This window comes from Amycolatopsis sp. NPDC003676, assembly GCF_053587275.1.
Genome location: NZ_JBSFNS010000073.1, coordinates 15,499 through 42,444, shown reverse-complemented (window position 1 = coordinate 42,444; position 26,946 = coordinate 15,499). Strand labels below are relative to the sequence as shown.

Here is a 26,946-nt window from a genome sequence, read left to right as displayed (position 1 = left end):
GCTTGTCAAGGCGGGAAAGATGCCTTGACAAGCACCTCCGCGCCGTGTTTTTGGCTTCGTATCGGGGTGCGGGGGGTGTGGCTGCCTTGGGTGGGTGCATCGGCTGCAGTTGGTGAGTGGCGGGCGTTGGCGCCCCAATGTGGCATTGGGTGCGTCAGATGCACCGAATGCCGCGTTGGGTGCGTGGGATGTACCGAATGCCGCGTTGGGTGCGTGGGATGTACCGAATGCCGCGTTGGGGGCCTGGGATGTACCGAATGCCGCGTTGGGTGCGTGGGATGCACCCACCGCAGCGTTGGGCGCATCGCGACGGCGACGGCGACGAGCTCTTGCGCGCGGCGCGGGCGAAAGCACGCTCCACGTGCGAGACGGGTGGGGCCGTCCGTGAAGGGCTTCTTGAGGGAATCTAAGTACGTGAAGGGGCCTCTCAACGGACATCGGCGGGTCGTGAGGGGAACCCTGAGGGAATCAGAGTCAATGAGGGTTCCCCTCACGAACTCGGGCCCACCGCGTCAGATCGTCTCGGGATCCACGTCAACCGCAGCGAAAAGAGTTCGCGCGCAAAGATCCCGCAGCTCCTCCGTGCTGATCTTGGGCTCGTCCAGCCAGTCCAAAATCAACGTCGCCACAAACGAAAGCCACCCCCGAACCGCCAGCTGCGTAGTAGCGGTCACCGGCCGCAGCAACCTCACCGCTGCCAAAATCCGCTCGGCGTTCGCTGTCATCCCGGCCTCGCAGATCTCCCGGATTTCCCGATCTGCGTCGCCCGCGCTGCGGTGCACGATGCGGTAGCCGTCCGGATGGGTGCGGGCGAATTCCAGGTACACCTCCAGCCCGGCGCGCAGCTGCTCGGCCACCGGCAGGGCGGGGTCGGGTTCGCTCATCGCCAGCAGCTGGTCGCGCTGCCCGCGGACGATAGCGGCGAAGAAGTCCTTCTTCGTGGGGAAGTAGTGGTACAGCAAGCCGCGCGAGACGCCGGCGATTTCGGCTACTTCTTCGATCCACACCTCGTCGTACGGGCGGCCCGCGAACAGGCCTGCGCCGATGGTCAGCAGCTGTTCGCGCCGCTGTTCGGTGGTCAGGCGCGTCCGCATCGTCCCAGCTTACTTGACACCGGTTCAGTAGCGGGGGATGGTGACCCTATTGGATGTGGGTTCAGTAGGGAGCGAACTGTGGACACCACCGCGATTCCGCACCGGCCCGGCCGGTTGCCGGTGCTTGGGGACCTGGTCGGGACCAATGTGCGCACGCCGTTGCAGAGCACCATGCGCGCCGGCGCGGGGCTCGGGCCGATTTTCACCCGTAAGTTCTTCGGGCTCGAGATCGTGTTCGCCTGCGGGATCGACCTGGTCACCGAACTGAACGACGAGTCGAGGTTCGGCAAGCACGTGGGCCTCGGCGTCGAGCGGTTGCGCGGGGTCGTCGGCGACGGGTTGTTCACCGCGCACACGCGCGAGCCGAACTGGCGGCTCGCGCACGACATTCTGCAGCCGGCGTTTTCCGCCGAGGCCATGCGCCGGTACCACTCGATGATGCTCGAGGTCGCCCGCGAGCTGACCGCGTCTTGGGACCGCGCGACCGGGCCGGTCGACGTCGCGGCCGACATGACTCGGCTGACCCTCGAGACGATCGGTCTCGCCGGGTTCGGGTACCGGTTCGGGTCGTTCGAGCGGGCCGAACCGCATCCGTTCGTCACCGCGATGATCCGTGCGTTGCGGTTCGCGCAGCTGGACAACGTCAAGCTTCCGTTCGTGCGGCGCGCGCTGGCCGGGTCGGTCGCGCAGAATCAGGCTGACATCGCGACCATGACGAACCTGGTCGACGAGGTCATCGAGAGCCGTCGCCGGGAAGGCGGCGAAGCGCGTGACCTGCTCGGGTTGATGCTCACCGACGGGCACCCGATGACTGGGGAGAAGCTCGACCCGGTGAACATTCGCAACCAGGCCATCACTTTCGTGGTCGCGGGTCACGAGACGACGTCTGGCGCGCTGTCGTTCGCGCTGTATTACCTGACGCGGCATCCCGAGCTGCTGGCGAAGGCCCGCGCCGAGGTCGACGCGGTGTGGGGCGATCGCGAACCGGCCTTCGGCGACGTCGCGAAGCTGCGGTACGTCCGGCGCGTCCTCGACGAGGCGATGCGGCTGTGGCCGACCGCGCCCGGCTACTCCCGGGAAGCCCGCGAAGACCTTGTGCTGGGCGGAAAATACCGGATGCGCAAGGGCGATTCGATCATCGTTCCGCTGCCGATGCTCCACCGCGACCCGACGGTCTGGGGACCGGATCCGGAGAAATTCGACCCGGATCGCTTCGAACCGGCGGAGGTGCGGAAGCGTCCGGCCCAGGCGTACAAACCGTTCGGCACCGGGGAACGGGCGTGCATCGGACGCCAGTTCGCGTTGCACGAAGCGGTGCTGGCGTTGGGAATTATGCTGCAGCGCTACGACTTCGAGGCGGATCCGGCGTACGAGCTGAAGATCGTGGAATCGCTGACGCTGAAGCCGAGCGGGTTCACTGTCCGGCCGCGGATCCGGGAGCGGGCGGCGGAGCTGACCTCAGCTGGCCGCTAGCTCCCCGGAAAAGCGCTCCGGTCACGGCGTAACGCACGCTGCGCTGGCTCACGCACCGCGGTCACCTCGACTAGGTGAGCGCCAGACGCTAGAGGACGGACCGGACATCGCCGCCGCCTCCCGCCTTCAGGTGAGTCTTCGATCACCCGCTTTACCTGGGTCGACGGGCCGCGCTACGATCAGGGCAGTCGTACAGGACGATCGCCCTGTACGACCGACCTGGGCAGTTGGCCAGGGCGATCGACCTGGATGGGAGCGGGATGAGTTCTCCGGCGGCGGCACGCGGCCAAGAGGCACGGCAGCGGTTGCTGACAGCGGCGGCGGAGCTGGTGCCGGAACGCGGGTGGACCGCGGTGAGCACCCGCGTGCTGGCGGAGCGGGCCGGGGTGACGTCGAGCGTGGTGCACTACCACTTCCCGTCGCTGCAGGCGTTGCTGCGCGAGGCGGTCCTCGGCGCGATGCGCGAGGTGCTGGAGAGCGTCGGCCCGGCGCTGGCCGCGACGCAGAATCCGGCTGACCTGGTGACCGCGCTGTTCGGGTCGGTCGAGCCGTACACCGGGGTGGATCCGTTGTCGGTGCTGTTCGTCGAGGCGTACCTGGCGGCGCGGCGCGACGACGAGCTGCGGGACCAGATCGGGGGACTGCTCCTGGCGTTCCGCGCGCAGGTCAGCCGCTGGCTCGCCGAACGCGGCGTTCCCGAACCGGACGCGACCACGGAGGTGCTGGTGGCGGCCATCGACGGCTTGCTGCTGCACCGGGGCCTCGCCCCCGGCGGCGATCCGGCGGCGGTCACTGCCGTGCTGCGCGGGTTGGTCACCCAACCTTAATGGGATGCGATGAGAATCCTGGTCTGCGGCGCTGGCATCGCCGGGCTGGCCGCGGCGAACCGGCTGTCCGTGCTGGGCAACGAGGTGACGCTGGTCGAGCGGTCGCCCGGCCCGCGCCCGCAGGGATACATGATCGACTTCTTCGGCACCGGCTACGACGCGGCCGAGGCGATGGGAGTGCTGCCCGCGATCAAGGACGTCGCGTACCCGATTTCCGAAGCGGTTCTCGTTGACGCACAAGGGAAGCGTCGATCCGAGATTCAGTTCGCCCAGTTCGCGCGTACCGTCGGCAGCCGGTTGCTGAGCGTCCTGCGGCCGGATCTGGAACAGGCATTGCGCGCGACGCTGCCCGCTGAGGTCGAGTTTCGGTACGGCAGCGGGGTAGTCGCCGTAGCGGACGACGGCGACCGAGTCGCGGCCACTCTCGCGGATGGTTCGGTTCTGGAAGCCGATCTGCTGGTCGGTGCCGACGGAATCCATTCGACGGTCCGGCGGCTGGTGTTCGGCGCGGAATCGCAGTTCCTCCGCTACCTCGGCTTCCACACCGCGGCGTTCCTGTTCAAGTCGCCCGAGATCCAGGCGGCGGCCGCCGGACGGTTCTGCCTCACCGACACCGTCGGCAAGCAGATGGGTTTCTACGGTCTGCGCGCCGGAGCGGTCGCCGCTTTCGCCGTCCATCGCACGCCCGACCCCGCCATGCCCGCCGACATCCGGGCGTCGCTGCTGGACACCTACGGTTCGCTGAGCTGGCTGGTGCCGGAAGCGTTGACGCACTGTCCGCCGTCCGAGGAGATCTACTACGACCAGGTCGCCCAGATCGAGATGCCAACGTGGAGCAAAGGACGGGTCACGCTGGTCGGGGACGCGGCGTACGCGGTGTCGCTGCTGGCCGGACAGGGCGCGTCATTGGGCATCGGAGGCGCGTACGTGCTGGCAGATCAACTGAACCGAGCGTCGTCGATCACCGAAGGACTGGCGGAGTACGAACGGCTCTGGCGTCCCGTCGCGGCAGACAAACAGCAAGTCGCCCGCAACGGCGCACGATGGTTCCTCCCCGACAGCAAACCGCAGCTCCAGGTGCGGCGGCTCGCGCTGAAACTGGCCCGGTTGCCCGGAATTGACCGATTCGTGGCCGGGAGTTTGACCGGGAAATCCACCGCGCTCATCACGAACCTGCACCATTCGGCGAGGGAAGGAGTCCGACCGTGAACCCGATAGCGCGCACGGTCTTCAAGGCGCCGGCGAAGCTGTACGGCCGCGACCTGGGATGGTTGCTGGGCAAGCGTTTCCTGTGCCTGACCCACGTCGGCCGCAAATCCGGCCGGCAGTACCGGACTGTGCTGGAAGTGATCGGCCTCCGTCCTCAGGCCGGCGAAGTACTCGCCATCGCGGGGTTGGGCCCGTCGTCGGATTGGTACCGCAACATCCAAGCCGCCCCCGCTGCGGAGGTCGCGATCGGCCGCCGGAAGTTCGTCCCTGAGCACCGAATCCTCGACGAACCCGAAGCGGCCGACGCCATCGCCGACTACGAACGGCGAAACCTGCTGCTGCGCCCAGTCCTGCATCCGGTGCTGAGCAAACTGCTCGGCTGGCACTATGACGGCTCCGACGCGGCGCGGCACCGGATGGTCCAGCAACTGCCGATCGTCGCCTTCCGCCCGCGCGGCGGGACCGAAACCGACCAAGAAGGTACCGACCGCTGATGAACTACATCGCCGAGCTGCGCGAACTAGTCGGCACGCGCCCGCTGATCCTGCCCGGAACGTCGGTGCTGATCGCCGACGAGCGCGGCAGGCTGCTGCTGGTGTTCCGAGGGGAAAGCCAGGACTGGGGCCTGCCCGGCGGATTCCTCGACCCCGGAGAGTCCTATGAGGACGCTGGCCGCCGCGAGGTGCGCGAAGAAATCGGCCTGGTGGTAAGGGATCTCGAACTGCTGGGCGTCTACTCCGGACCGGAGTATTACTACCGGTACCCGCACGGCGACGAGGTCCACAACGTGACCGCCGCTTTCACCGCGACTGTCGAGAACACCGAGGTCGCGGTGGACGGCACGGAGATCACCGGGTACGAGTTCTTCGAGCTGGACCGATTGCCGGACACCATCATCGCCCCGGAACGGCCGATCGTCGAGGACTACGTGAAGCGATTCGGCGGCTAGGTCTTCGGCGTCAGACGGTTTTCGTCATCCCGCCGTCGACGACGAGATCCGCGCCGCTCATGTTCGCCACCTTCCCGGAGTCCAGGAACACCGCCAGCGCAGCGATCTCGTCCAGTTCGGCGCCCGCGCGCCGGGCGAGCTGATCCCCGGGTCTACCGGTCAGTCCACACCGGACCGGGCGAGACGGTGTTCACTCGCAGGCCCCGGCCGCTGAACTCCTCCGCCAACGCCTTGCCCAGATGCGTACCGCCGCCTGAGCGATCAGTCGTGGCTGTGGCACCTTCGCGTTCACCGAACTGATGTTGACCACGGTGCCTCGCCGTTCGAGCAGGCTGGGCAGCGCTGCTCGCGTGGCACCAAGTCCTTCAGCAAACCGGTGATGGTACGGATCGCGGCGACCACCGTGCACCCGTCGTTGACCAGTGCCGGACGATCACCAGCCCGATTCCCCGTCCGGCGCCCCTGCTGCGATGGCTGTTTCAGAGCCGCTGAGCGCGCAGTACACAAGTCGACATCGGCAGCGTGAACGTCCCGGACACGGTCTCCGGCCGCTCCGCGAGGAAAGCCCGGATCCGGTCAAGCGCCGCGGACCGCTCCGGTTCCGGCAGCATCAGCATCCCGGCCCGAGTGGACAGAGTCGCGACCAACGTCTCCGCGGTGCGGACCTGGCCGTGCGGGAACTCGGCGCGCTCCGGCGATGCGAATCTGGCCGGCGAACCGGCTTCCGGAAGATGCGCGGTCGCGGCACGCCAGCCCGACGGGGTGTCGCGCGGCCCGATCGCCGCGCTGCCGCTGACCCGCGCCAGTTCGGCCACCCAGTCCACCTGGTCGTCCACGACGTTCCACAACCCGGCCAAAATCCCGCCGCGCGAAAGGACTCGCGCGATCTCCGGTCCGGCGACGGCCATGTCGAACCAATGCATCGCGTTGCCGGACAGCACGGCGTCGACGGACCCGTCCGGCAGCGGGATCGCTTCGGCACTGCCTCGCTCGGCGCGGACGTCCGGCAGCGCGCGACGGAGTTCGCCGAGCATCGCCGGGTCCGGCTCGACCGCGATCACGTCGGCGCCCAGCGCGGCGGTGAGTTTCCCGGTGCCCGCGCCGAGGTCGAGCACCCGAGGCCCGGGTGCCGCGTCGAGTGCCCATCGCACCGCGGCCTCCGCGTAGTCCGGGCGATGCTCGGCATACGCCGACGCCGCCGCGCCGAACGACAAGGCGGGTTGACTCATCCGCCGAGCCTATCGGAGCTTCAAGCCTGCCGAAGGCAGAACGGATGCCCCGCGGGACTCGCATACACGTGGCCGGAAAGCCGACGCGCGCCTGCCTCCAGCGCCAGCTTTTCCGCGGCGGCAAGATCATCCGCGGTGACGTCCAGGTGCATCTGCTGCGACGTCCCGTCCGGCCATTCCGGCGGCACCTGTCCGGCGGCGTGCTGAATCACCAGCACCGGAAACCCTTCAGCCCGCAGGAAGTGGTGAGTGTCTGTCGTAGCAACCGAACCGCCGAGCAGGCGATGCCAGAACGCGCTCTCCTCCTCAAGCGACGCCGCATCGATGATCACCGCGCCAAGCTTCAAGTCCATCGGAAACTCCCTCCGCCGCTGCGGTCAGACTGCCGGGATGATCCCGCCGTCGACCCGGAATTCCGCTCCGGTCAACCATTTCGCCCGGCTGGACGCGAGAAACGCGATCATCTCCGCCACGTCCGACGGGTCGCCGGGCCGCCCCATCGGCACGTCCAGCCGGTCCACGATCTGCTGCTGAATCTCGTCCACCCCAACGCCTTCTCGCGACGCGATCTGCTGAAGATGCGCGGTCGCACCCTCGGTGACCACAAACCCCGGCAGCACGCACACGACCCGCACGCCCTGCGCGCTGACCTCCGTCGCCAGCGAACGGCTGTACACATTGAGCGCGGCCTTCGCCGCCGCGTAAGGGGCTTCGCCGCGCTGCGGCAGGTGACTCGCGATCGACGACACGTGCACGACGACGCCGGACCCGCGTTCGACCATCCCCGGCACCAGCGCGCGATCGAGGCGAACGGCGCTGAGCAGGTTCATCTCCAGATCGGCGAGCCAGGATTCGTCGGTCCGCTCGAGCGCCGGCGAGGGATCGGTCGCCGCTCCCGCGTTGTTGACCAGCACATCGACCCCGCCGACGCTCTCGGTCACCCGGCGGCCGAGTTCCGCCGCGCCAGCTTCGGTCGAGAGGTCTGCGGGGAGGAAGGTCGCGGGCAGATCGTCCGGCGGTGCGCTGCGCGAAGCCGTCAACACGGTCGCGCCCCCAGCGGCGAAGCGGCGGACCGTTGCGGCGCCTAGCCCACGGCTGCCGCCGGTGACCAGCACGCGGAAGCCCGCGAGACCCTCGTCCGGAACTGTCATGGCATCGCTCCCGCACTAAGGTGAGTCTGACTCCGGAAACGATACACTAAGCTGAACCGGACTCATCTTATGGAGGTGCTGGTGCCGTCCACCCGTCCGTTGCGCGCCGACGCGCGACGCAACCGCGATGCGCTCCTCGCTGCCGCGCGGGAAGCGTTCCTCGCCGGAGAGGCCGACGCGCATGTCGACGAAATCGCCAAGCGGGCCGGGGTAGCTGTCGGCACGCTCTACCGGCATTTCGAGACGCGCGAAGCCCTCGTCGAGGAGGTCTACCGGCAGGAAGTCGACCAGTTGTGCGCTCTGCCATCTCAACTGCTTGAGCAGTACGCGCCAGACGAGGCGTTGAGGTATTTCCTGCTGGGGTTGGTGGATCACGCGGCGGTCGGCAAGGGGATGGCGGTCGCGCTGGAGAGCATCATGGCGACGGATTCGCCGGTGTTCGAGGACGCCCGAGCGCAGATGGCTGGTGCGCTCGACGAGTTGCTCGACGCCGGTGCCGCGGCCGGCGCGCTCCGCGCTGACATCGGCGGACGCACTGTGCTGCGCGCGCTCGGCGGGATTTGCGGGATGCGCGTCGCGGAGGGCTGGAAGGACGAGGCGGTCCGGATCACCGAGGTCCTGCTGGACGGACTGCGATACGGCGCTGCACGGACCTCGTGAACGGCTCGGGAATCCAGCCAGGCCCGAACCGCCGGGCCCAAGCAAAGACCGGCCAGCGGGTCTCGCCGTCGCCGACGAGACCCGCCGAGCCAGAACCGGACCACCGGTCGTCCCCGCAGGTGTTACTTGCCGAGTGCGTCCACCCCGGCCTGCGCGAAGCTCTCGTCCTGCGCACCGGACGGCGCACCGGCCACGCCGACCGCCGCGATCGGGGCGTTGTTCGCGTCCACCGGGACCGCTCCGGCGAGGAACAGGGTGCCCTTGATGTCCTTCAGGGTCGGGGCCTGCTGCAGCCGGCCGGTCAGCTCGGAGGTCTTGGCGTTCCACGAAACCGCGGTGAACGCCTTCTCCTCGGCCGACGAGTACGACTGCGGACCGGCGCCGTCGCCGCGCAGCGTGACGATGGTGTTGCCGTCGCGGTCGACCACCGCGACCGACACGTGCTGGCCCGCCTTCTCGGCGGCGGTGAGCGCGGCCTGCGCGGCCTTCTGCGCGGCGGCGATCGACAGGTGAGTGGTCTGGACCAGACCCTTCGGCGCGGCCTGAGCCGGAGCGGCGGCGGGGGCGGCCGACGCGGCCGGGGTGGCGGCGTTGGCGGCCAGCGCGCCGGTGGTGGCGGCTCCGATCACGGCGAGGCCGCCGACGACGGTGGCGATGCGGGTCTTGGCGGTGAAGTTCTTCATCGGGTGCTCCTTGGCTTGTCCGGCTTGCTGCATTCATCGTGCGGCCAGGACCCCCTTCACCGGATCGGAGTCTCGGCTCGCCTCGCGGCGCGGAACGGCCGACACTCAGGTCATCCGATCGGCTGATGCCGGCCGGGTTCGCACAGGTCAGGCTCCACAGCGGACCGAAACGGAGGTGGCGATGACTGATCGGGACGCGCGGTGGCTGGCCGCGACCATGCACACGGCGTTCTTCCTGCTGCTGGTCGCGTCGATCGTGCGCTTCCTCGACCACCATCACGGAGAACCGGCCGCGCCCTGGGTCATCGCGCTGACCGGCTGCCTCGCCGCGGTCTACGCGGTCGGCCTGGTGCTGCGGGTGACCGGTCCGGAGCAGGTGACCGTGCCGTATCTGGCCTGGCTGACCGTCGTGACCGTGCTGTGGGTGGTGCTCGTGCTGCTCGCGCCGAGTTTCGCGTGGTGCGCGGTCCCGCTGTTCGTCACCGGCCTCCGCACCCTGCCCACCGGACCCGCGTTGGTGCTGGTGACGCTGGTGACCGCGCTGGTGGTGCTCTCCCAGAACCGGCTCGCGAGCGGCTTCGACCCGAACCTGACCATCGTGCCGGTCGCCGTCGCCGCCGTGACCGCCGCGGTGATCACGTACCTGCGGCGGCAGGCGGTGCGGCTGCGGGAAACCGAGCGCCGCGCGGGAATGCTGGACGAACGGCAACGGCTGTCCCGCGAGATCCACGACGCACTGGCGCAAGGTCTGTCCAGCCAAGCGATGCTGCTGCAAGCGGCCGACCGCGCGTGGGCCGACCCGGACCTGGCGCGCGAGCATTTGCATGCGGCACAACAGATCGGCACGCGAAACCTGGCCGAAGCCCGCGGTCTCGTGCAAGACCTGGCCCCGGCCGATCTCGACGGGCACTCGGTCGAGGAAGCGCTGCGCAACGTCGCCGAACGCGAACCGCGGCCGGTGCGGGTCCAGGTCGACGGGCCCGCGCGGCCGTTGCCGAGCCGGGTGCAGTCCACTTTGGTCCGGATCGCGCAGGGCGCGCTGGCCAACGCGCGCGAACACGCGGACGCGTCGGAAGTGGCGCTCACCCTCACCTACCTGGACGATGAGGTCGTGCTGGACATCACCGACGACGGCCGGGGTTTCGACCCGGCTGCCCCGAGCGCCGACGGCCGCGGCCACGGCCTGCCCGCCATGCGCGCGCGGGCGACGCAGCTCGGCGGCCGGTTGACCGTCGAATCCGCGCCCGGGCAGGGCACCGCCATCTCGGCCGCGATCCCGTTGGGACCCGACCATGTCTGACGATCAGCCCATCCGCGTCGTGCTCTGCGACGACCACGCCATGGTCCGGGCCGGGCTGCGCGCGTTGCTGGCCGGCGCGGGCGGGATCGAAGTCGTCGGCGAAGCGGCGACGGGGCAAGAGGCGCTCAACCTCGCCGCCGCGTTGCGGCCGGATGTGGTGCTGATGGATCTGCAACTGGGCGACGGAATGGATGGCGTCGAAGCGATCCGGCGGCTCCGCTCGACTCCGACGCCGCCGCGAGTGCTGGTGCTGACCACATATGACACCGACGCCGACATCACGCGGTCCATTGAGGCCGGTGCGACGGGATATTTGCTGAAGGCCGAGTCCGCCGACGAGCTGTACGCGGCGATCCGGTCGGCCGCGGCGGGACGCACAGCGTTGTCGCCGCCGGTGGCCGACCGGATGATGGCCCAGTTGCGTGCACCGCGGCCGACGCTCACCGACCGCGAGCGGGACATTCTCGAACAACTCGCGCAGGGATTGGGGAACCGGGAAATCGCGCGACGGCTGTTCATCAGCGAGGCGACGGTGAAGACGCATTTGGGGCGGATTTACGAGAAACTCGGCGTGGACACCCGGGCCGGTGCGGTCGCGGTGGCCAAGGAACAACGGTTGCTGTCATGAGGTTTTCGGCGTAGCGCGCATTCCAATGTAGACACACGGGCTCCCGTCGGCGAGTTTCGAGAAGACCACCGGCACCGGGTTCGCACCGAAGTTTTTCCCGCAAGCGGCGAATACCGTTTCGGTCACCGGCACCAGTTTCGCTTCCAACGGCGGCGAGAGGTCCTTCATCCCGTCCACGAACTCGTACCTGATCCGCGCTGTGCCGTCATCAGCCCGGCTGATTGTGGTGATCACGCCTTCCCGTACGTATGTCCCGACCAGCGGCGTGATGTCGACGGCGGGCGGGTTGATCGGCGGTGCGAACGGCGCTGGCATCTCAACGTCGGCCAGTTCGCGCAGCAGTTCGCTGAACAGCTCGTGGTACAGCCGGTCGAAGTCGCCGCCGTTGGTCAGCAGCACGACCGCCACTCCGGCGTGCGGCACCACTCGCAGGAACGAATGCTGCGCGACGGAACTGCCGTCATGTCCGAACCCGGCGACGCCGTTCCAGTCGTAGAGCGTCCATCCGAGGCCCCAGCCGTCGGCGGAAACGGTCCACTTGTCCGGGCTGTCGACTACCCGGCGCTGCATCAGCTCGACCGCGTCACTGGACAGCACGCGCGTGCCATCGGCCGCGACCCCGCCGTCCAGGTGCATCTTCGCGAAGCGTGCGACATCGCCAGCGGAGATGATGACGCGGCCGTACGGTCCGGCTGAACGCGGCATCAAATCCCAGGCGGGCGTGGGTTCCTCGCCGAGATGGCTCATCGCCACGCGGAAGCGCAGAGCTTCCTCGGGCAGCGTCATCGAGTGCTCCAGCCCGAGCGGGGCGAACAGCAGGTCTTTCACCGCCTGGTCCCACGTCTTGCCGGTCACGACCTCGATGACCCGGCCCAGCACGGCGTACCCGACGCTGCTGTAGGACAGCGCGGTGCCGGGCGGGCAGTCCAGCGCCACCCCGGCGGCGGCCTCGACGTAGCGGGCGAGGCAGTCGTCGCCGCGGCCGGAGTCGTAGGTGAAGTCGCAGGTCAGGCCGCCGGTGTGGCTGAGCAGCTGCCGGACGGTGATCTGCTCGGTGGCGGCCGGGTCCGGCGTCGCGAATTCCGGCAGCAGCTTGACGATCGGGGTGTCGAGGTCCAGCGCGCCCGCGTCGACCAGGTTCAGCACGACGGTCGCGGTGTAGGTCTTCGCGAGCGAGCCGGACAGGAACACCGAGTCGGTGGTGACCTCGACGCCGGTCCCTCGATGCAGGACGCCGCTCGCGAGTTCGTGCACCTCTCCGCCGGCCAGCACGGCCAGCGAGGCGCCCGGAACGCCGCGGGCGGCGCGCAGAGTGTCGAGCCGCTGCTGCCAGTGGGCATGGTTGAAGGACATCAGTTCTCCCCAGTGGGATATTTCGGGCAGGACGAAATCGCCGGACGGATTCGCCAGGCGCGTGGTGAAGCCGGATTTACTTGCGGTGCAAGGCTTCGCGCCGAGCACGCCATTCGACGGCGAGCTCGGGCATCCGCTCGGCGAGGAACTTCGTGAACTCCGCGAGTTCTTCCAGCCGGGCCCGCCGTTCCGCGGGCTGGCCGGTCATCGCGTCCAGCCCGCGTTGTGCCAGCGCGCTGAGCGAGGCGTACTCGGATTGGTTGTCGAGCAGCCGCAGCCACACGTCCGGGGCGAGCCGCACGCGGTCGACCCGTTCCCCGGCCGTTCGCGTGCGCTGGATCCAGGACCACTCTTCGAGTTCGCTGATCGCGCTGGTGACCGCGCTGCGGCTGGCCCGCAGCGCGCTCGCGAGTTCGGCGATCGTCTGCTGCTGCGGATCGCAGAGCAGCAGCCAGCCGATCACGCGCCCGGTCATCGGCGTCATGCCGTACTGCCGCGCGAAGTGGCGGCCGGCGTCGTCGGCGAACGCGAGTTCCCAGTCCTCGTCCATGCGGCTCAAGTTAGCGGAATGACTGAGATAACGCAAATCTCCGTCATTTCAGATGTGTGACGCCTTGCGCGCCACCCCGGCGAGCAGCAGCGACTCGCTGGCCGCGCCGAGGAGGAGCGGCTGGTCGTTCGGGCCCGCCTCCTCCGGATGCCACAGCGGGGTCCAGGTGACGCCGGGTTCGAGCAGGGCGAAGTCCCCGAACAGGCCGGTGATCTCGGCCCGGCTGCGGTAGACGAGATCGGTGCCCGCCTCGGCGTAGCGCTCCTTGGCGTCGGCGAGCAGCTGCTCGCAGTGCGGCGGGACGCCCTCGGCGGTGACGTGGGACAGCGCCAGGTACGAGCCGGGAACGAGGAGATCGCGGTAGGCGGCGACGACGCTGGGTCCGAGGTCTTCGGTGCGGCCGCTGCCCGGAGCGGGCGGCAGCCCGAAATGCAGGACGGAGATGAGCAGCAGCGCGATCGGCCGGTCGAGGTCGATGACGCCCGAGCCGGCGAGCAGGGACCACAGCCGCGGCGGGTCGCGCAGGTCGGCGTGCAGGGCGACGTGCCGGGCGGGGTCGCCCTGTTCGCGCAGCAGGCTGGTGGAATGCGCGACGGCGACCGGTTCGCAGTCGACGTACGCGACATTCACCTTTCCGGGGGCGATCTGCTCGGCGATTTCGTGCGCGTGCCCCATCGTGGGAACGCCGGAACCGAGGTCGACGATTTGGTGTATTCCCGCGCGCACCAGATGCCGGACCGCCCGGTGCAGAAACCGCCGGTTGGCCTGAGCGATCGGGCGCACCATCGGATAATCGCGCAGCATGCGTTCGGCGAACTGCCGGTCGATTTCCCAGTTGGCGGTTCCGCCGAGGTAATAGTCGTAGACGCGGGCCACGCTGGGGCGGCTGAGGTCGATCCCCGGCGGCGGAAAGGGCTCGTGTTCCAGGCCAGTCACCAGTTTCTCCTCGTGGTCGACGGCGCGGGATCAGCGTAGCCGGTCTCCGGGCCGCCGGACAGCGGGCGTACGGGTGCTGATCAGATCCGCTTCGGCTTCTTCGAGAAGAATTGCCGATTCCTCCGCCGAAAGGGCGACACTCGAAAGGGATTCCCACGATTGCAGATCGGTGTCGTAGGTTTCGGACTCGTTCATGAACGTCTGGACGCCATTCGACGTTTCGGCGAAGGAACGGTCGAGCTTGTTGTTGGCGAACTGCAAAATCGTGAAATCGGGGCCGACGTGCAACGGGCCTTTGTCGAACGGCACGAACCGGATCGTCGCACCGGGATGGTTGCGGGCCAGGCCGAGCAGATGCCGGACCTGGCCGAGCGCGACGTACGGGTTGTCCGTGCGCGCCCGTGTCAGCCGGTGGACCGCGCTTTCGCTGAGAATGAACTTGTACGTCCGCTCCGGGTAGTCGTCGAGGAGTTTGGCCCGCAGCTTGCGTTCGTGCACCGCGTCCGTCACGTCGGTGCGGCCGTAGGCCTGGAACTGCTCCATCATGTAGTCCTCGGTCTGGAGCATTCCGCTGATGCGCTCGCCGGTCCATTTCAGGACGATCGCGGCCTCCTGCTCGGCCTCGAACACCGGATGGAACCAGGCCGGGCTGGCCGCGAGGCGGCGGGCGTTCCACACCCGGTCGGCGCGGGAGGCCTGGTTGTACTGCCGCATCGTCGCCGCCTCGGCGGGCGCGACCTCGAGGATGTCGATCCATTTGTCGAGCAGGTGCGGGTGGACGCGGGTCCGGCCGCGCTCCATCTTGCTGATGTTCGGCTGCGTGTAGCCGAGGGCGTCGCCGAGTTCGCCCTGGGTCAGCCCGCGTTCGACGCGGGCGGCGACGAGAAGTTTGCCCAGTTCGACAAGCTGGGCCTCGACGGAAAGCCGGCTCACGAGGCGCGAGCCGTCCGATCGGGGAAGGGGGCGATACCGTTGCCGGGCACGAAAGCATAGTAGTCCTAGCATTCCTCCCGGCCAAGACGGGCGGAGCCCGTGCGGTCGTCCGGAACGTGTTTCGGGCGGGGGGACCGGGATGATGATCTGTCAGCGGTCGAACTGCCCCTCGCGCAGTGCGCCGGCGAAGGCCTCCCATTCCTGATTGTCGAAGACGAGCGCGGGGGAACGGCCGATCTTGGAATCCCGTACCGCGACAAGATCGGGATCGCTCAAATTCACTTCGACGCAGTCCCCGCCGTTGCCGCCGCACGCCGAAGGCCGCTGCCAGGCGGTGGCGTCGAGCGAAGAACTCACGGTGTCCGGATCGTAAGAACTCATGGTTTCTTCCTTGTCAAGCCGTTGTCTTTCGCTGGCATATTCAACTCAGGATCGAGGATGGAATATGCCGAAGCAAGGCGCGGACTTGCACAATCCCGAAATGGGCCGATAGGTTCACCTGTTTGGCGTCGGGCCGGTTTTCTCGCGGTGATCGAGGGGATGCGGGCTCCGTCCTGTTCATGGCCGGGATTTGTCCAGTGCGGCAGGGTTATTGGCTGATCGGCAGCATTCCGGCGAGCCGGATCCGGGGTCGCTGGAAGCCGTGGCGGCAAGGCAGGTAAGAATATTCTGGCTCAGCCCGGAAGGCATGCATATTCCAGTCGGCAGATGCCTTCCGGTGAGCGATGAGCGGGGGACTTCGCGTCAGGTTGGCTGAATGTCAATGTTGGCCCAGCGGTCCGGTTTCCGCGAGAAAATCACTGGTCAGGACTCTCGGTCGCGTCCGGCTGCTCCGCGGTGGCAGTTCTTCTTGATCCTTTCTCGTCAATCGATGCTACCACTCTTGTGAGTGATGAAAAGTGGTTCCCGATGCGCTACTAGTCGCCGCTGACATCGAGGTTTCCGGGCGTTTTTGTCCCGTGCCGATGCACGCGCGAGTGAAGGACGACGCGGACGTTTATCCAGGCGAGTGCAGGTCGGCGTCTGATTGGACGCGTGCGAACCGGAGTTCGGCCCGGCAGTTCGTTTTCACCGAAGTTCGCACAAGCGCTGGGCCGAACCGGTGGACTGATATTACGCACTGTAGTTCGTCGTGTCTCTTTACCGTTAATCGACCGCTGGGCGCCGCTCGGCGAGACGACCGTCAGTGGCTATCGAGGTCGGTGTGCGCTCGTGGCCAAGATGGGAACTATCGAACCGCGCGCCCGGGGAGACAGGTGTGGCCCCCTGCGGGAACAGGGGGCCACGGGATGTCTGAAACTCGCTGCTACGCAAAGGACCAGACGAAATGACTCTACCGCTGGGGAACACCGGCCCGCTAGGCGACGACCGCGCCGGGCGGGTGGAACGCGTCGACTTCGGCGCGGCCGTCGCACCGGCCCGCGGCGGGCGGCGGATCGCCACCCGCGACGAGATGCTGGCCGCCGCGACGAAAGTCTTCGCCCGCCGAGGTCCGGGACGGCACCGCAAGCCGGTCGCGCGGGGCCGGTGGGTGTGCGCGGCGTCCGGTGCGCTGGCCTGGGTGACGCCCGGGTTGTGGGCTTGCCTGCAAGTGGCCTTCGCCGCGAGCGTGATCAGCGCGGTGGTGCTGCTGATCAGCCCGGTGATCGGGTTCGCGGTGGCCGGGCTGGTGCTGATCTGCAGCACGGTGCTGTTCAACCAGACGCGGCCGAGCCATCGCCGGTAACGGCTTGTTTTCCTTGCGCCGCAGACGATCTCCGCTGCGGTGGAGGTCGTGCCGGAGTTTGAGTTGTCGCTCTGCTTAGCCAACCGGGACTGTGGCACATTCGCACGCTCGTGATCGGGCTGGCGGCGGAACTCGCGCGCCAGAACTGCTTACCGGCCTCGTCGAAGGCCGTGCCGTCGCGAAGATTGTGTACGGCGTGGAATTGGCCTGGTGCTTCGATATTCCCGGGGAGAAGGGCGTCCGGGCCGGACGGGAGACCGCGGTGTTCGCGCTGCGGGAACGTCCGGACGGACTGATCAGCTTCCGCCTCGCGGCCCGGCGCCGATCTTGTCGGCCGTCCAGGTCCCGTCGATCGCGTCCCACCCGGTGCGGCGCACGCTCGATCACGGGCTTGTCGTGACCCTGAACGCCGACGATCCACGACTCTGGACGGCGAGTACCTGGCGGTCGCGACGACGCTCGGTTTGCGGACGGCTGCGTTGGCGAGGAATGCCGTGGAGGCTTCGTTCCTGGGGGAGGCGGAGTTGCTGGCGGAGATCGACTTGGCGGCGCTGGAAGCTCACGCGGAGACGAGTCGCCCGGAGAATTCGGCCGGTCTCCGCGACCAGCGCAGCGTGCACGAAGCGCGAGAAAGTTCACCCGGTAAGGTGGCGATCGTTGTCCACAGCCAGGGAGCAGGGTATGACGGCTGTCCACGCCGACATCGATTCGACAGTGCCGGAAGAGGACCGCCGGAAGCGGGCTCTGCCGGTAGTGCTCGCGTCGCTCGGGCTCCTCGTCGTGTTCCTGATCGGCGCGTGGGCGGCCTGGTTCTTCACCATCGACGACGCGTTCATCAGCTTCCGCTACTCCGCGAATCTCGCGGACGGGCACGGTCCGGTGTGGAACCTGCGGGGGCAGCCGGTCGAGGGCTTCACGAACTTCGCCTGGGTCGTGTGGGGTGCGCTGGGCTCGGTGCTCGGCGTCGCGCTGCCGCTGTTCACGAAGCTGACCTCGCTGGTGATCGGGCTCGCCACGCTGGCGATGCTCCTGCGCGAGGGACACCGCCGCGCCGGGATGCTGGGCCTGCTCGTCGGGGCCGGCGCGTACGTCGTGTTCCTCCCGACCTACTTCCACATCACCGGCGGCCTCGAAACCGCCGCGTTCGCCGCGGTGCTGCTGCGGGTCGTCGTGCTCGGGCTCCGGGTGCTCGACGGGACGCGGGTGCGCGCGTGGGAACCGCCTGCCCTGCTGGTGCTGCTCGGCATGATCCGCCCGGAGGGCGCGCTGGCCGCGCTGCCGGTCGTCCTGTGGTGGCTGGTGCGGCAGCGCGGCCGGGCGCAGTGGCTGTGGACGGCGGCCGCGGCGCTGGTCGGCGCGGGCTATTTCGGCTGGCGTTGGCAGTTCTACGGACAGCTGCTGCCCAACACCTTCTACGTGAAGTTCGGAAACCTCTCGCTCGGCTGGATCTGGACGAAGCACACGACGCTGGTCCTCCTGCCGTTGCTGCTGCTGACCCTCTCGCTGCTGTTCCGTCGGGCAACGCGCGCGGTTGGCGTACTGCTGGTCGTCACTGTTGGTGTCACGTACGTGACGTATGCGGTCTCCGGTCCGACGATGGACTACCTAGACCGCTTCGCTGACCACGCGGTGCCGGTGCTGTGCCTCGGCGCCGCGCTGGCCGTCGGGACGCTGGGCAGCCGCGTGGCCGGCTCGGTGCTGGGCGCGGTCGCCGTCGGATGGTCCGCGTGGGCGGGCGCGACGGCACCGGACCTCGGCGCGATCACCAACTACGGGCCGGACCTGCAGCGCGCGCACATCGCGATCGGCAAGGGCCTCGCGAAGGCGGAAGTCCCGGCCGCGAACCGCACCCTCGCCGTGACGGACGCGGGTGCCATCCCGTACTTCAGCGGCTGGGAATCGATCGACTACATCGGCCTCAACGACCGCGCGATCGCCCACGGAGCCAACCCGACCGACGTGGTCGCGAACGCTCGCCCGACGGTCGTCGTGGTGACCTCGGCGGTCCCGGAGCCGACCGAGGGCCGGTACGGCTTCGACCTGGCGCGCGGCACTGCCGGGTATGTGCGGGTCAATTCCGTGCAGCTGCGCGAGGGTTACTGGCAGGTGGTTTACGCGCTGCCGCAGTACGCGGGGACGGTCGGCTCGCACGTCCAGGAGGCGGTCACGGAGGCCGCGCCGGCTAATGATCCTGGGCAGCCGCAGGATACGGTCGAACGCTGGCTGAACCGGTTGCGGCGGCAGTTGCCGTTCTGATCGGCTCCGGAGCGCTGACCTGCTTCAGCAAAGTCAGCGCCTCCTCCGAAGCCGACCCAGCCGGAGTCGTGCACACGATCAGCACCTGCTCCGGCGACCGGGCCACCGACAGCGTCTGCTGTGTCACGCTCACCCGCCCGACCACCGGATGCCGCAGTTCGTACGAGTCGGCGTCACAGGGTCCGACCCGGTGGTCTCGCCACAGTGAGACGAACTCCGGGCTCTTCATGGTCAGCTCGCCGATCAGTTCGGCCAGCAGCGGGTCGTCCGGGTGCTTTCCGACGGTGATGCGCAGGTTGCCGACCACTGCGCGGGCCTTGCGTTTCCAATCCACGTACAGCTCGCGGCAGTGCGGGTCCAGGAACAGCATCCGGCTCAGGTTGGGGCGTTGGGCCAGGTCCAGGTGCCCGGCCAGCAGGGCATGGCCGAGGGTGTTCCAGGCCAGGACATCGGTGCGGCGGCCGAGCACCAGCGCGGGAACGCTGTCGACTGCGCGCAGGAGGTCGCGCGTTTCGTCGGCCAGCTTTTCCGGGCGTGGGCGGCGCGGTTGGGGAGTGCGGCGCGCCGCGTCGGCGAGGCGGTCGAGGTGAGCGCGTTCGTGGGTGTCCAGTTGCAGGGCCCGCGCGATCGCGTCGAGTACTTCGGGTGACGCGCCTCGGGAGAGTCCCTGCTCCAGCCGCGTGTAGTACGAGACGCTGACGCCGGCCAGGTGCGCCAGCTCTTCCCTGCGCAGGCCAGCGACTCGGCGGCGCGGTCCGACGTCCGCCAGGCCGACGTCGGAGGGTCGCAGCCGGGCGCGTCGTGCGTGCAGGAAGTCGCCTAGCGGGCCAGCGGTCATGGATTCCACTATCCGCCGCGGGAGATATCACTGCCACACCCTGCGCGGGGTAGGAAAACGCGGGAGTGGTCCGGGGTCGCTCACAAGCCCAGGCTCGGTCTCATGGACGAGATCATTCTGGGCGACGTCACGGTCACCCGCGTCAAGGAGTTCTCCGGGTCGGTCGAGATGCGCCCGGACCAGTTCTTCCCGGACAGCCCGGCGGGCTCGTGGGACGAGCACCGCGGCTGGCTGGCCCCCGATTTCTGGGATCCGGAGACCGGCGAATGCCAGTCGGCGATCCAGTCCTGGCTGCTGCGCAGCGAGGGCCGCACGATCCTCGTCGACACCGGCGTCGGCAACCACAAGGACCGGCCGTACGCGCCGGTGTGGAGCCGCCTCGACACCGGCTACCTCGACCGCCTCGCCGCCGCTGGTATCTCACCCGAGGACGTTGATGTCGTCGTCAACACCCACTTGCATATCGATCACGTCGGCTGGAATACCCGCCTCGACGGCCGCGCCTGGGTGCCGACCTTCCCGAACGCCACCTACCTGATGCCGTTGCGGGACTTCGAGTTCTGGGACCCGGCCAACGAAAACGAGACTGTGCTCGGACGCGGGAACCAGAACGTTTTCGAGGACAGCGTCGCTCCGGTGCACCAGGCCGGTCAGGCTCGGCTGTGGGACGGGACGTACCGGATCGACAAGAATCTGCGGCTCGACCTCGCGCCGGGGCACACTCCCGGTTCGTCCGTCCTGACGCTGGACTCCGGCGGCGACCGGGCGCTGTTCGTCGGCGACCTCGTGCATACCCCGTTGCAGATCGCCGAGCCGGAGACCAACTCCTGTTTCTGCGAGGACCCGGCCGAGGCGCGGGCGACCCGGCGCGCGCTGCTCGGCCGGGCCGTCGAGGACAACGCGCTCCTGTTCCCGGCGCACTTCCCCGGTTCGGGCGCGGCGGAGGTCGAACGGGACGGGACGAAATTCGCGATCAAGAAGTGGGCCGGGTTCTCCCGGATCTCCTGAAGGAAGTGATTCTTGTGTCTCAGCAGGACAATCCGGTCGTCGAGACCGGGGAGGGCGCGGTCCGCGGCCAACGCGGCGCGGCGGGCGAGCTCTACCGGGCCATCCCTTACGCGGCCGCTCCGATCGGTCCCGGCCGGTTCGCTCCGCCTGCCCCGCATCCGGGCTGGTCCGGACTCCGCGACGGGACCCAGCCGTCGCCGACCGCTCCGCAGCCCGTCCGCGACTTCGGCCGTCTCGACCTGACCCCCTACTTCGGGCCGGGATGGGTTCCTGGCGAGGAGTATCTGACGGTCGACGTTCGTACGCCAGCCGCGGACTCTGGTCACCGTCCAGTGATGGTTTTCGTGCACGGCGGCGGGTTCGTCACCGGGTCGACCCGCGCCGCGCTCTACGACGGCAGCGCCTTCGCCCGCGAGGGCATCGTCCTCGTGACGGTAAACTACCGGCTCGGCATCCCGGGTTTCCTTGCCCTGGAAGGAGCACCGGACAACCGTGGGCTGCTCGACGTTGTCGCCGCGCTCCGCTGGGTGCGCGATTCGATCACCGCGTTCGGCGGGGATCCGGGGAATGTCACGGTGTTCGGGCAGTCTGCGGGGGCGACGCTCACCGGTGCGCTGCTCGCGACCCCGGAAGCCAACGGGTTGTTCCGGCGCGCGATTGTCCAAAGTGGAAGCGGCACTGGTGCGTTCACTCCGGAGCAGGCGCGACGGGTTACGGCGGCTGCTGCCGCGGCGTTGGGTGTCGAACCGACCGCAGCGGCGTTCGCTGAGATCCCAGACGAGCGGTTCTTGGATATCTTGCCCGCGCTGGCCGGGCTGGATCTGCGGACCGCCACGGCGGCAGACCCGCTCGCTGGGCTCAGCCCGTTCAGCTTGGTCCTGCCGGTGCAGCCTGCCGACAGCCTGGTCGGCGACGTCGATCTGCTGATCGGCACGAATACCGAGGAGGGACGGCTTTACCTGGTACCGCAGGGAAAATCGGACGACGCCGCCGATCAGTTGGGTGAGCTGTTGTTCGGAGCTGGCACCACTCGCATGGCACGAGCGCACGCTGAGATCTCACCTGGCCGCACTTACGTCTATTCGTTCGGGTATCGCTCCACTGCTCTGGACGGTCGGCTCGGCGCCGCGCATACCGTCGAGCTGCCGTTCGTCTTCGACCTCGCCGATAAACCCTGGCTGCACGGCGACACCGGCCTGCTCGGTCCGGACGCCGCTCCGGCTGGTCTCGCGGCGGAGGTGCATGCCGCCTGGGTGGCGTTCGCGCGGGAAGGCAAGCCGGGCTGGGCGGCGTATGACCCGCAACAACCTGAGACGCACCGCTTCGGAGGCTGAAACTCACCGCGCCGCGCGAAGCTCGGCCTGATAACTCCCCGGAGTCTGGCCGAGGATCGCGGCGAAGGTCTCGATGAAGCTGGTCGGGTTGGCCCCCCCGCATCGCAGCGCCGTGTCGGTGACCGAGCGGCCCTGCCCGAGATGGACCAGCGCGTGCTGGACGCGCAGTTGCGACCGCCACTGCGAGAAGCTCATCCCCAGCTCGCCGCGGAACAACCGGCTCAGCGTCCGCTCGCTGGCCCCCACGGTCCGGCCGAGTTCGCCGAGGGTGGCGGACTCGGCCGGGTTCCCGCGCAGGAGATCGGTGACCGCGCGGAGCCGGTCGTCGGCTGGTTCTGGCAGGTACATCGACTGCTCGGGGAGTTCGGTCAGCTCGTCGACCAGCACCCGGAGCAGCCGGTCGCCGACGTCCGGGCGCAGCGTCGCGCCGCCGGTCAGTTTCAAGACCGCGGCCCGCAGCAGCCCGGACACGGTGAACACCGTCGGTGTGGAGGGGAGCGCGGAGCACAGCTCGGCGGGCACTTCGAGGATGCTGAGCTCGGTCTCGCCGTAGGCGCGGTGGCCGTGCTCGAAGCGGGGCGGCGTCCACGAGATGCGGTCCGCTGGTGCGACCCAGGTGCCCCGCTCGGTGGTTGTGGCCAGCAGCCCGCTCGCCGCGTACAGCAGCTGTCCCCGCGCGTGCTGATGCGCGGCGACCCCTTCCCCGTGGGCCAGCGACCAGCGGCCCTGGATGGGATCGTCGCCCGACCAGCAGAGGTGGCGGCGGTTCGGCATCGGTTCCCAGGATACCGGAAAACGGCCCGCTGGTGATCTTGGCGGGATACCGGTATCCGCTGTCCGGTGGGCGGTGGCGGCGCGCCCTGCCGCCGGGAGATGCTGGCTGGACGAGCCTAGTGCCTGGGAGATTCCTTGTGACGGAAGAAATCCGCGCCGCCGACCGGCAGGCGATCACCGACTTGATGACCGGCTGGATCCATCGCGACCGGGAGCACTGGGACGCCTTGGCGAACCTGTTCCACGAGGACGCGACCCTGACGATCCTGTGGTTTTCCGGTCCGGCCAAGGACTTCGTCGACGGATCGCGCCGGATGAGCGGCGGACCGTTGCGCAGCAAGCACTTCATCGGTTCGCCGGTCATCGAGGCGGTCGGCGATCGCGCCTTCGTGGAGACCAACGCGATGCTCGTCGCCGACCACCTCGAATGGGGGCTGGGCGTGACTGTCCACAATAGATTCCTTGACCGGGTCGAGCGTCGCGACGGAGTCTGGCGCATCACGCGCCGCGATTCCGTCTACGACATGGGAGGCTTCACTTATCCGTACGGATTTCGACCGGCCGACGACCTCGACCCGCGACGCCATCCACGCGAGTACGCCGCGTTGGCATATCTGCTGGAGCACAGCGGACATCAGGTGCCCGACACCTGCCCCACCCGCTTCAGCAAGCGCGAACAAGAGATCCTCGAAGAAGGCCAGGCCTGGTTGACGGGAGTTTCCGCATGACGCACAGCCCGCTCCGCGATCCGATCGTCAATGCCGTCATCGACAAGCTCGTTGCCGCACAGCAATATCCGGCGGACGACCCGCGTTCCGGCCTCGAACGTGATCCGCACGAATACGGTGAATACGGCTTCTCGGTCTCTCCGGAACAAGGCGATCTGATCTATCTGCTGTGCCGGGGAATCCGCGCCACCCGGACCGTCGAATTCGCCACCTCGGTCGGCATGTCGACGCTCTACGCCGCGGCCGCGGTGCGGGACAACGGGGGCGGCACGGTGATCGGCGCGGAGCTGGTCCCGGCCAAAATCGCTGCCGCGCGGCACAATCTCGCCGAGGCCGGGCTCGCCGACTACGCCGAAATCCGCGAAGGCGACGCACGGGTCACATTGCGCGATCTCGGCGGTGAGGTCGACTTCGCCTTGATCGACGGGTGGCTGGGCGCTGAACCGTCGCTCGCCCGCGAGGTCATCGAGTTCGTGGCGCCGCAAATCCGGATCGGCGGCTACGTCATGAACGACAATGCCGAACCCGATTTCCTGGACTACGTCCGCGATCCGGCCAACGGCTTCGTGTCGGTCTCGCTGCCTCTGCACGGCGGAACCGAACTGTGCGTCAAGGTCGGACGTTAATCGCCCTGCTCTACCGGACTGATCTCCAACGGCGCGGCGCTTCCGCCGGCGAGCTGCTGCCGCCGCAGGGTGACGGCGTGGTCGAGCTGCCGCGCCAGATGCGGGACGTTCGCCGAGGTCAGGTACGTCTCCGCGCCGGCGTCGAGCAGCCGCCGGACCGGCCCGTGACAGCTGACGCCGAGCTCCGCGTCCTCGACCTCGGCGAGGACGACCCGGGCCTTCGGGAACTTCGCCCGGAGCCCCCCGATCAGCTGCGGGCTGACCGGCGGCACGAGCAGGACGTCCGCGGTGGCCGGCGCCGAGTGCAGGTCCAGCACGACGTAGTCCGGGCCGAGTTCGGCGGACAGCGACATCCGGGCCGAGGCGGACAGCTTCATCGCGGTGGCGACCACCGTCACGTCGTCGTAGTCCGTACGCGGAGGTTCGGGCCGGGCGCCAGCGCTGGAGATCGTCGCGACCGCTTCGCCGTCCCTGGCGAGGACCAGGTTTTCGCCGGGTCTCAGTGCGTCGATGAGGGCCACGAGGTCTTCGGGCAGAAGGCTGACGTCGATCTGCCGCATGGCTCGCTCGCCGGTCATGACTCGCCCAAATCCGGCCGGAAGTCAACAGCGGGCACAGGCTGTGGCGTCGTCATGGAACTCGATCATCCCACAAACGCGGCACCGCTGTCGGGTCCTTCGCGAAGCCACGGGTGATGGCGGTTTCTCGCCAGCGTTACCCGCCCTGCTCTTCCTACGCTCGGCCAGTGCATTCAGATATCACTCCGCGCCTTCACGGCTCGGTCGTCGGATTCATCTCGCTCGCCGCCGCACTGGGCACCGCGGCCATCTACCCCTTGCAGCCCGCGATCGCCGAGGTCGCCGGCGGACTCAGCACGTCGCTCGGCGCGGTCGGTGTCGCGCTAGCCTGCGGGCCGGTCGGGTACCTGTGCGGACTCGCGTTGCTGGTGCCGCTCGTCGACCAGTTCCCGCCGCGCTACGTCCTGTCCGCGCAGTTCGGCGCACTCGCCGTCGCGCTGGGGCTGAACGCGATCGTCGGCCAGGTGTGGCTGCTCGGGCTGGTGCTCGGCGTGCTCGGCGCGGGTTCGTCGGTCGGCGCCGGGCTGAGTTCGGTGACTGCCCGGCTGACGAGCCCGGACCGGCGCGCTACCGCGCTGGGGATCGTCACCGCTGGTATCTCAGCGGGGATTCTTGCCGGACGCATCGTCGGCGGCTGGCTGGCCGACCTGATCGGCTGGCGCGCGATGCTGGGCGTCTTCGCCGCCGGATGCGCGGTTGTCGCGTTCGCGGTGCTGCTGGTGCTTCCGTCGGTGTCCGGGGCGAGCAATCGGGGCTATCTTGCCACTTTGCGCTCGATTCCCGGGCTGTACCTGCGATACCCGGCGCTTCGGCTCGCGGCGGTCCGGGGCACGCTCTGGTTCTTCGCGTTCTGCGCGGTGTGGTCCGGAATCGCGGTCGCGCTGTCGAAGCCGCCCTTTTCGTATTCCGCCGAACGCATTGGTTTGTACGCTTTCGCTGGCATTTTGGGGATGCTCGCGACGCGAATCGCCGGTGCCTGGACCGATCGCGTGGGCGCGCGCCGGGTAATCCTTTGTGGACTGAGCCTCGCTGGCGTTGCAAGCGCGGCACTAGCCATAGCGTTGCCGAGCACGGTGTCGACGTTGGTCTGCCTGGCTCTGTTCGACGCGGGCCTTTTCGCCGCGCAGGTTGCGAACCAGAGCACGGTGCTGGCGATCGAGCCCAGCGCACCGGCGCGGTTCAACAGTGCGTACATGGTCGTCTATTTCGCCGGCGGAAGCCTCGGCACGGCCTTTGGCGCGACGGCGGCCGAGCGGATCGGCTGGCCGCTGACCGCGCTCGTCACCGCGGTGGTGATCGCGGCCGCGGCTGTCGTCACGCTGCTTGCCCGCGCCCAGAACGCGGAACTGGGAACGCGCGCGACGCGTCGGAGGACCGTATCCGCGGTGCGCGTCGAAAGGACCCATCGGTGAACGACGACTGGCCCGAGCAGGTCGACGGCTGGGAACTCGCCCGGCACGCCCGGGCCAAGGCTTGCCGCAAACGCTTGGCCAACAACGTCACGGTCACCGCGACCTGGGACGACGGTCTCGGCACCGGCCGGGTGGAGGCCTACGTCGAACCGGCGGGGATCGGGCGGACGTTGACCCAGAGCCGCAAGGACTTCCGCGACAAGGAAGCTTTCTGGACCGCGGCGCACTCCGTGGTCGAGATGGCCGCGAACCTGCCTTCGGTGAGCCAAGGACAGGAGAGTCCGGCCGAACTGGTGTTGTCCGGCGACGTCGCGGGGACCGTCGAGGCCGAACCGGGCAGCGCCGGAGTCCCGGAAGCGGAGCTGACGTTCACGCTGGTCGACGGACGCAGCGTGTGCCTGCGCATGTCCGACGAGCAGGCGTTCGACCTGTGCCGCCGCATCGATCGGCTCGAGGATCATGTGTGGTCGGAAGAACGGGAGGAGGGCGCCTCGGAGCCCCTTCCGGAAACCGGTGCCGAGGTGCCGGATACGACAGGGATCCAGTCGAGCCCGGACACCGGTCACGACGTGGTCGCTCTCCTGGACACGCGGTTCGGCGTCGGCGAGGACCACCTGATGGCCCACGTCGACTGGTCGGCCGTGATCGTGGTCGGCGAACCCGCGGTGCGCGGCTCGCTGACGGTCTAGTG

General features: G+C 68.6%; 29 protein-coding genes. 16 read left to right on the top strand and 13 right to left on the bottom strand.

Going from position 1 to position 26,946, the window contains the following annotated elements; translation table 11 throughout:
• Positions 1 to 512 precede the first annotated feature (512 nt).
• Positions 513 to 1,094 carry a TetR/AcrR family transcriptional regulator gene (locus ACWDNU_RS31545; RefSeq protein WP_449671558.1) on the bottom strand — a complete coding sequence of 194 codons (582 nt, stop codon included), beginning with the start codon at positions 1,092 to 1,094 and terminating at the stop codon, positions 513 to 515.
• Between the two features lie 78 nt (positions 1,095 to 1,172).
• On the opposite strand from ACWDNU_RS31545, the gene ACWDNU_RS31540 reads away from it, so the two are divergent.
• The 5 genes from ACWDNU_RS31540 (at position 1,173) to ACWDNU_RS31520 (ending at position 5,552) form a co-directional block, all read left to right on the top strand.
• Positions 1,173 to 2,567, top strand: a complete 1,395-nt coding sequence (locus ACWDNU_RS31540) for a cytochrome P450 (protein WP_449671557.1) — start codon at positions 1,173 to 1,175, stop codon at positions 2,565 to 2,567.
• 260 nt (positions 2,568 to 2,827) lie between these two features.
• Entirely contained in the window at positions 2,828 to 3,394 is a 567-nt protein-coding gene (locus ACWDNU_RS31535) for a TetR/AcrR family transcriptional regulator (protein WP_449671556.1), read from the top strand.
• 9 nt (positions 3,395 to 3,403) lie between these two features.
• Positions 3,404 to 4,603 (top strand): FAD-dependent monooxygenase, encoded by a 1,200-nt coding sequence (locus tag ACWDNU_RS31530; protein ID WP_449671555.1) that lies wholly within the window; start codon positions 3,404 to 3,406, stop codon positions 4,601 to 4,603.
• Positions 4,600 to 5,097, top strand: a complete 498-nt coding sequence (locus ACWDNU_RS31525; RefSeq protein WP_449671554.1) for a nitroreductase family deazaflavin-dependent oxidoreductase — start codon at positions 4,600 to 4,602, stop codon at positions 5,095 to 5,097. Before ACWDNU_RS31530 ends, ACWDNU_RS31525 begins: the two co-directional genes overlap by 4 nt.
• The gene (locus ACWDNU_RS31520) at positions 5,097 to 5,552 is read left to right on the top strand and encodes an NUDIX hydrolase (protein WP_449671553.1); all 456 of its coding nucleotides are present in this window, start codon (positions 5,097 to 5,099) and stop codon (positions 5,550 to 5,552) included. The genes ACWDNU_RS31525 and ACWDNU_RS31520 overlap by 1 nt, the downstream gene beginning before the upstream one ends.
• A gap of 479 nt (positions 5,553 to 6,031) precedes the next feature.
• Here the strand turns inward: ACWDNU_RS31520 and ACWDNU_RS31515 are convergent, their stop codons facing one another.
• Genes ACWDNU_RS31515 through ACWDNU_RS31505 form a run of 3 tightly spaced genes read right to left on the bottom strand, consistent with a single transcriptional unit; the run spans position 6,032 to position 7,932 of the window.
• Positions 6,032 to 6,781 (bottom strand): class I SAM-dependent methyltransferase, encoded by a 750-nt coding sequence (locus tag ACWDNU_RS31515; protein ID WP_449671552.1) that lies wholly within the window; start codon positions 6,779 to 6,781, stop codon positions 6,032 to 6,034.
• Positions 6,782 to 6,801: 20 nt separating this feature from the next.
• On the bottom strand, positions 6,802 to 7,134 hold the full coding sequence (locus ACWDNU_RS31510) for a VOC family protein (protein ID WP_449671551.1): 333 nt from the start codon (positions 7,132 to 7,134) through the stop codon (positions 6,802 to 6,804).
• Between the two features lie 24 nt (positions 7,135 to 7,158).
• Positions 7,159 to 7,932 (bottom strand): oxidoreductase, encoded by a 774-nt coding sequence (locus ACWDNU_RS31505; RefSeq protein ID WP_449671550.1) that lies wholly within the window; start codon positions 7,930 to 7,932, stop codon positions 7,159 to 7,161.
• Between the two features lie 81 nt (positions 7,933 to 8,013).
• On the opposite strand from ACWDNU_RS31505, the gene ACWDNU_RS31500 reads away from it, so the two are divergent.
• Positions 8,014 to 8,592, top strand: a complete 579-nt coding sequence (locus tag ACWDNU_RS31500; RefSeq protein ID WP_449671549.1) for a TetR/AcrR family transcriptional regulator — start codon at positions 8,014 to 8,016, stop codon at positions 8,590 to 8,592.
• Between the two features lie 122 nt (positions 8,593 to 8,714).
• Here ACWDNU_RS31500 and ACWDNU_RS31495 read toward each other — a convergent pair whose 3' ends face one another.
• On the bottom strand, positions 8,715 to 9,275 hold the full coding sequence (locus tag ACWDNU_RS31495) for a GlcG/HbpS family heme-binding protein (RefSeq protein WP_370935056.1): 561 nt from the start codon (positions 9,273 to 9,275) through the stop codon (positions 8,715 to 8,717).
• Positions 9,276 to 9,456: 181 nt separating this feature from the next.
• Here ACWDNU_RS31495 and ACWDNU_RS31490 point away from each other — a divergent pair, with 181 nt between their 5' ends.
• Both ACWDNU_RS31490 and ACWDNU_RS31485 read left to right on the top strand, forming a co-directional pair.
• Positions 9,457 to 10,575, top strand: coding sequence for a sensor histidine kinase (locus ACWDNU_RS31490; protein WP_370935057.1), 1,119 nt, complete (start codon positions 9,457 to 9,459; stop codon positions 10,573 to 10,575).
• The gene (locus ACWDNU_RS31485) at positions 10,568 to 11,203 is read left to right on the top strand and encodes a response regulator (RefSeq protein WP_370935058.1); all 636 of its coding nucleotides are present in this window, start codon (positions 10,568 to 10,570) and stop codon (positions 11,201 to 11,203) included. Before ACWDNU_RS31490 ends, ACWDNU_RS31485 begins: the two co-directional genes overlap by 8 nt.
• Here the strand turns inward: ACWDNU_RS31485 and ACWDNU_RS31480 are convergent.
• From ACWDNU_RS31480 to ACWDNU_RS31460, 5 genes are all read right to left on the bottom strand, one after another.
• Entirely contained in the window at positions 11,198 to 12,556 is a 1,359-nt protein-coding gene (locus ACWDNU_RS31480) for a serine hydrolase domain-containing protein (protein WP_449671548.1), read from the bottom strand. The two genes, ACWDNU_RS31485 and ACWDNU_RS31480, sit on opposite strands and share 6 nt — an antisense overlap.
• A 76-nt stretch (positions 12,557 to 12,632) precedes the next feature.
• Positions 12,633 to 13,106: a GbsR/MarR family transcriptional regulator gene (locus ACWDNU_RS31475; protein ID WP_370935060.1), complete on the bottom strand. Its 474-nt coding sequence runs from the start codon at positions 13,104 to 13,106 to the stop codon at positions 12,633 to 12,635.
• 48 nt (positions 13,107 to 13,154) lie between these two features.
• On the bottom strand, positions 13,155 to 14,042 hold the full coding sequence (locus ACWDNU_RS31470) for an SAM-dependent methyltransferase (protein ID WP_370935061.1): 888 nt from the start codon (positions 14,040 to 14,042) through the stop codon (positions 13,155 to 13,157).
• Between the two features lie 30 nt (positions 14,043 to 14,072).
• Entirely contained in the window at positions 14,073 to 14,975 is a 903-nt protein-coding gene (locus tag ACWDNU_RS31465) for a Scr1 family TA system antitoxin-like transcriptional regulator (RefSeq protein WP_370935062.1), read from the bottom strand.
• Between the two features lie 150 nt (positions 14,976 to 15,125).
• Positions 15,126 to 15,356 carry a DUF397 domain-containing protein gene (locus tag ACWDNU_RS31460; RefSeq protein WP_354750633.1) on the bottom strand — a complete coding sequence of 77 codons (231 nt, stop codon included), beginning with the start codon at positions 15,354 to 15,356 and terminating at the stop codon, positions 15,126 to 15,128.
• Between the two features lie 946 nt (positions 15,357 to 16,302).
• On the opposite strand from ACWDNU_RS31460, the gene ACWDNU_RS31455 reads away from it, so the two are divergent.
• Both ACWDNU_RS31455 and ACWDNU_RS31450 read left to right on the top strand, forming a co-directional pair.
• Entirely contained in the window at positions 16,303 to 16,701 is a 399-nt protein-coding gene (locus ACWDNU_RS31455) for a hypothetical protein (protein WP_449671547.1), read from the top strand.
• 681 nt (positions 16,702 to 17,382) lie between these two features.
• Positions 17,383 to 18,957: a hypothetical protein gene (locus ACWDNU_RS31450; RefSeq protein WP_449671546.1), complete on the top strand. Its 1,575-nt coding sequence runs from the start codon at positions 17,383 to 17,385 to the stop codon at positions 18,955 to 18,957.
• Here ACWDNU_RS31450 and ACWDNU_RS31445 read toward each other — a convergent pair.
• Positions 18,884 to 19,795 carry a helix-turn-helix domain-containing protein gene (locus ACWDNU_RS31445; RefSeq protein ID WP_449671545.1) on the bottom strand — a complete coding sequence of 304 codons (912 nt, stop codon included), beginning with the start codon at positions 19,793 to 19,795 and terminating at the stop codon, positions 18,884 to 18,886. The genes ACWDNU_RS31450 and ACWDNU_RS31445 overlap by 74 nt on opposite strands.
• Before the next feature lie 102 nt (positions 19,796 to 19,897).
• Here ACWDNU_RS31445 and ACWDNU_RS31440 point away from each other — a divergent pair, with 102 nt between their 5' ends.
• Both ACWDNU_RS31440 and ACWDNU_RS31435 read left to right on the top strand, forming a co-directional pair.
• Positions 19,898 to 20,803, top strand: coding sequence for an MBL fold metallo-hydrolase (locus ACWDNU_RS31440; protein WP_449671544.1), 906 nt, complete (start codon positions 19,898 to 19,900; stop codon positions 20,801 to 20,803).
• 14 nt (positions 20,804 to 20,817) lie between these two features.
• A complete protein-coding gene (locus tag ACWDNU_RS31435) occupies positions 20,818 to 22,137 on the top strand; it encodes a carboxylesterase/lipase family protein (RefSeq protein ID WP_449671559.1) in 1,320 nt (439 codons plus the stop codon).
• Between the two features lie 3 nt (positions 22,138 to 22,140).
• Here the strand turns inward: ACWDNU_RS31435 and ACWDNU_RS31430 are convergent, their stop codons facing one another.
• Positions 22,141 to 22,911: an AraC family transcriptional regulator gene (locus tag ACWDNU_RS31430; protein ID WP_449671543.1), complete on the bottom strand. Its 771-nt coding sequence runs from the start codon at positions 22,909 to 22,911 to the stop codon at positions 22,141 to 22,143.
• Between the two features lie 137 nt (positions 22,912 to 23,048).
• On the opposite strand from ACWDNU_RS31430, the gene ACWDNU_RS31425 reads away from it, so the two are divergent.
• Both ACWDNU_RS31425 and ACWDNU_RS31420 read left to right on the top strand, forming a co-directional pair.
• Positions 23,049 to 23,639 carry a nuclear transport factor 2 family protein gene (locus tag ACWDNU_RS31425; protein WP_449671542.1) on the top strand — a complete coding sequence of 197 codons (591 nt, stop codon included), beginning with the start codon at positions 23,049 to 23,051 and terminating at the stop codon, positions 23,637 to 23,639.
• Positions 23,636 to 24,265: an O-methyltransferase gene (locus tag ACWDNU_RS31420; protein WP_449671541.1), complete on the top strand. Its 630-nt coding sequence runs from the start codon at positions 23,636 to 23,638 to the stop codon at positions 24,263 to 24,265. The genes ACWDNU_RS31425 and ACWDNU_RS31420 overlap by 4 nt, the downstream gene beginning before the upstream one ends.
• Here ACWDNU_RS31420 and ACWDNU_RS31415 read toward each other — a convergent pair.
• Positions 24,262 to 24,843 carry a hypothetical protein gene (locus ACWDNU_RS31415; RefSeq protein WP_449671540.1) on the bottom strand — a complete coding sequence of 194 codons (582 nt, stop codon included), beginning with the start codon at positions 24,841 to 24,843 and terminating at the stop codon, positions 24,262 to 24,264. The two genes, ACWDNU_RS31420 and ACWDNU_RS31415, sit on opposite strands and share 4 nt — an antisense overlap.
• A gap of 167 nt (positions 24,844 to 25,010) precedes the next feature.
• On the opposite strand from ACWDNU_RS31415, the gene ACWDNU_RS31410 reads away from it, so the two are divergent.
• Positions 25,011 to 26,255 (top strand): MFS transporter, encoded by a 1,245-nt coding sequence (locus ACWDNU_RS31410; RefSeq protein WP_449671539.1) that lies wholly within the window; start codon positions 25,011 to 25,013, stop codon positions 26,253 to 26,255.
• Positions 26,252 to 26,944: a hypothetical protein gene (locus ACWDNU_RS31405; protein ID WP_449671538.1), complete on the top strand. Its 693-nt coding sequence runs from the start codon at positions 26,252 to 26,254 to the stop codon at positions 26,942 to 26,944. The genes ACWDNU_RS31410 and ACWDNU_RS31405 overlap by 4 nt, the downstream gene beginning before the upstream one ends.
• The last annotated feature ends 2 nt before the right edge of the window (positions 26,945 to 26,946 follow it).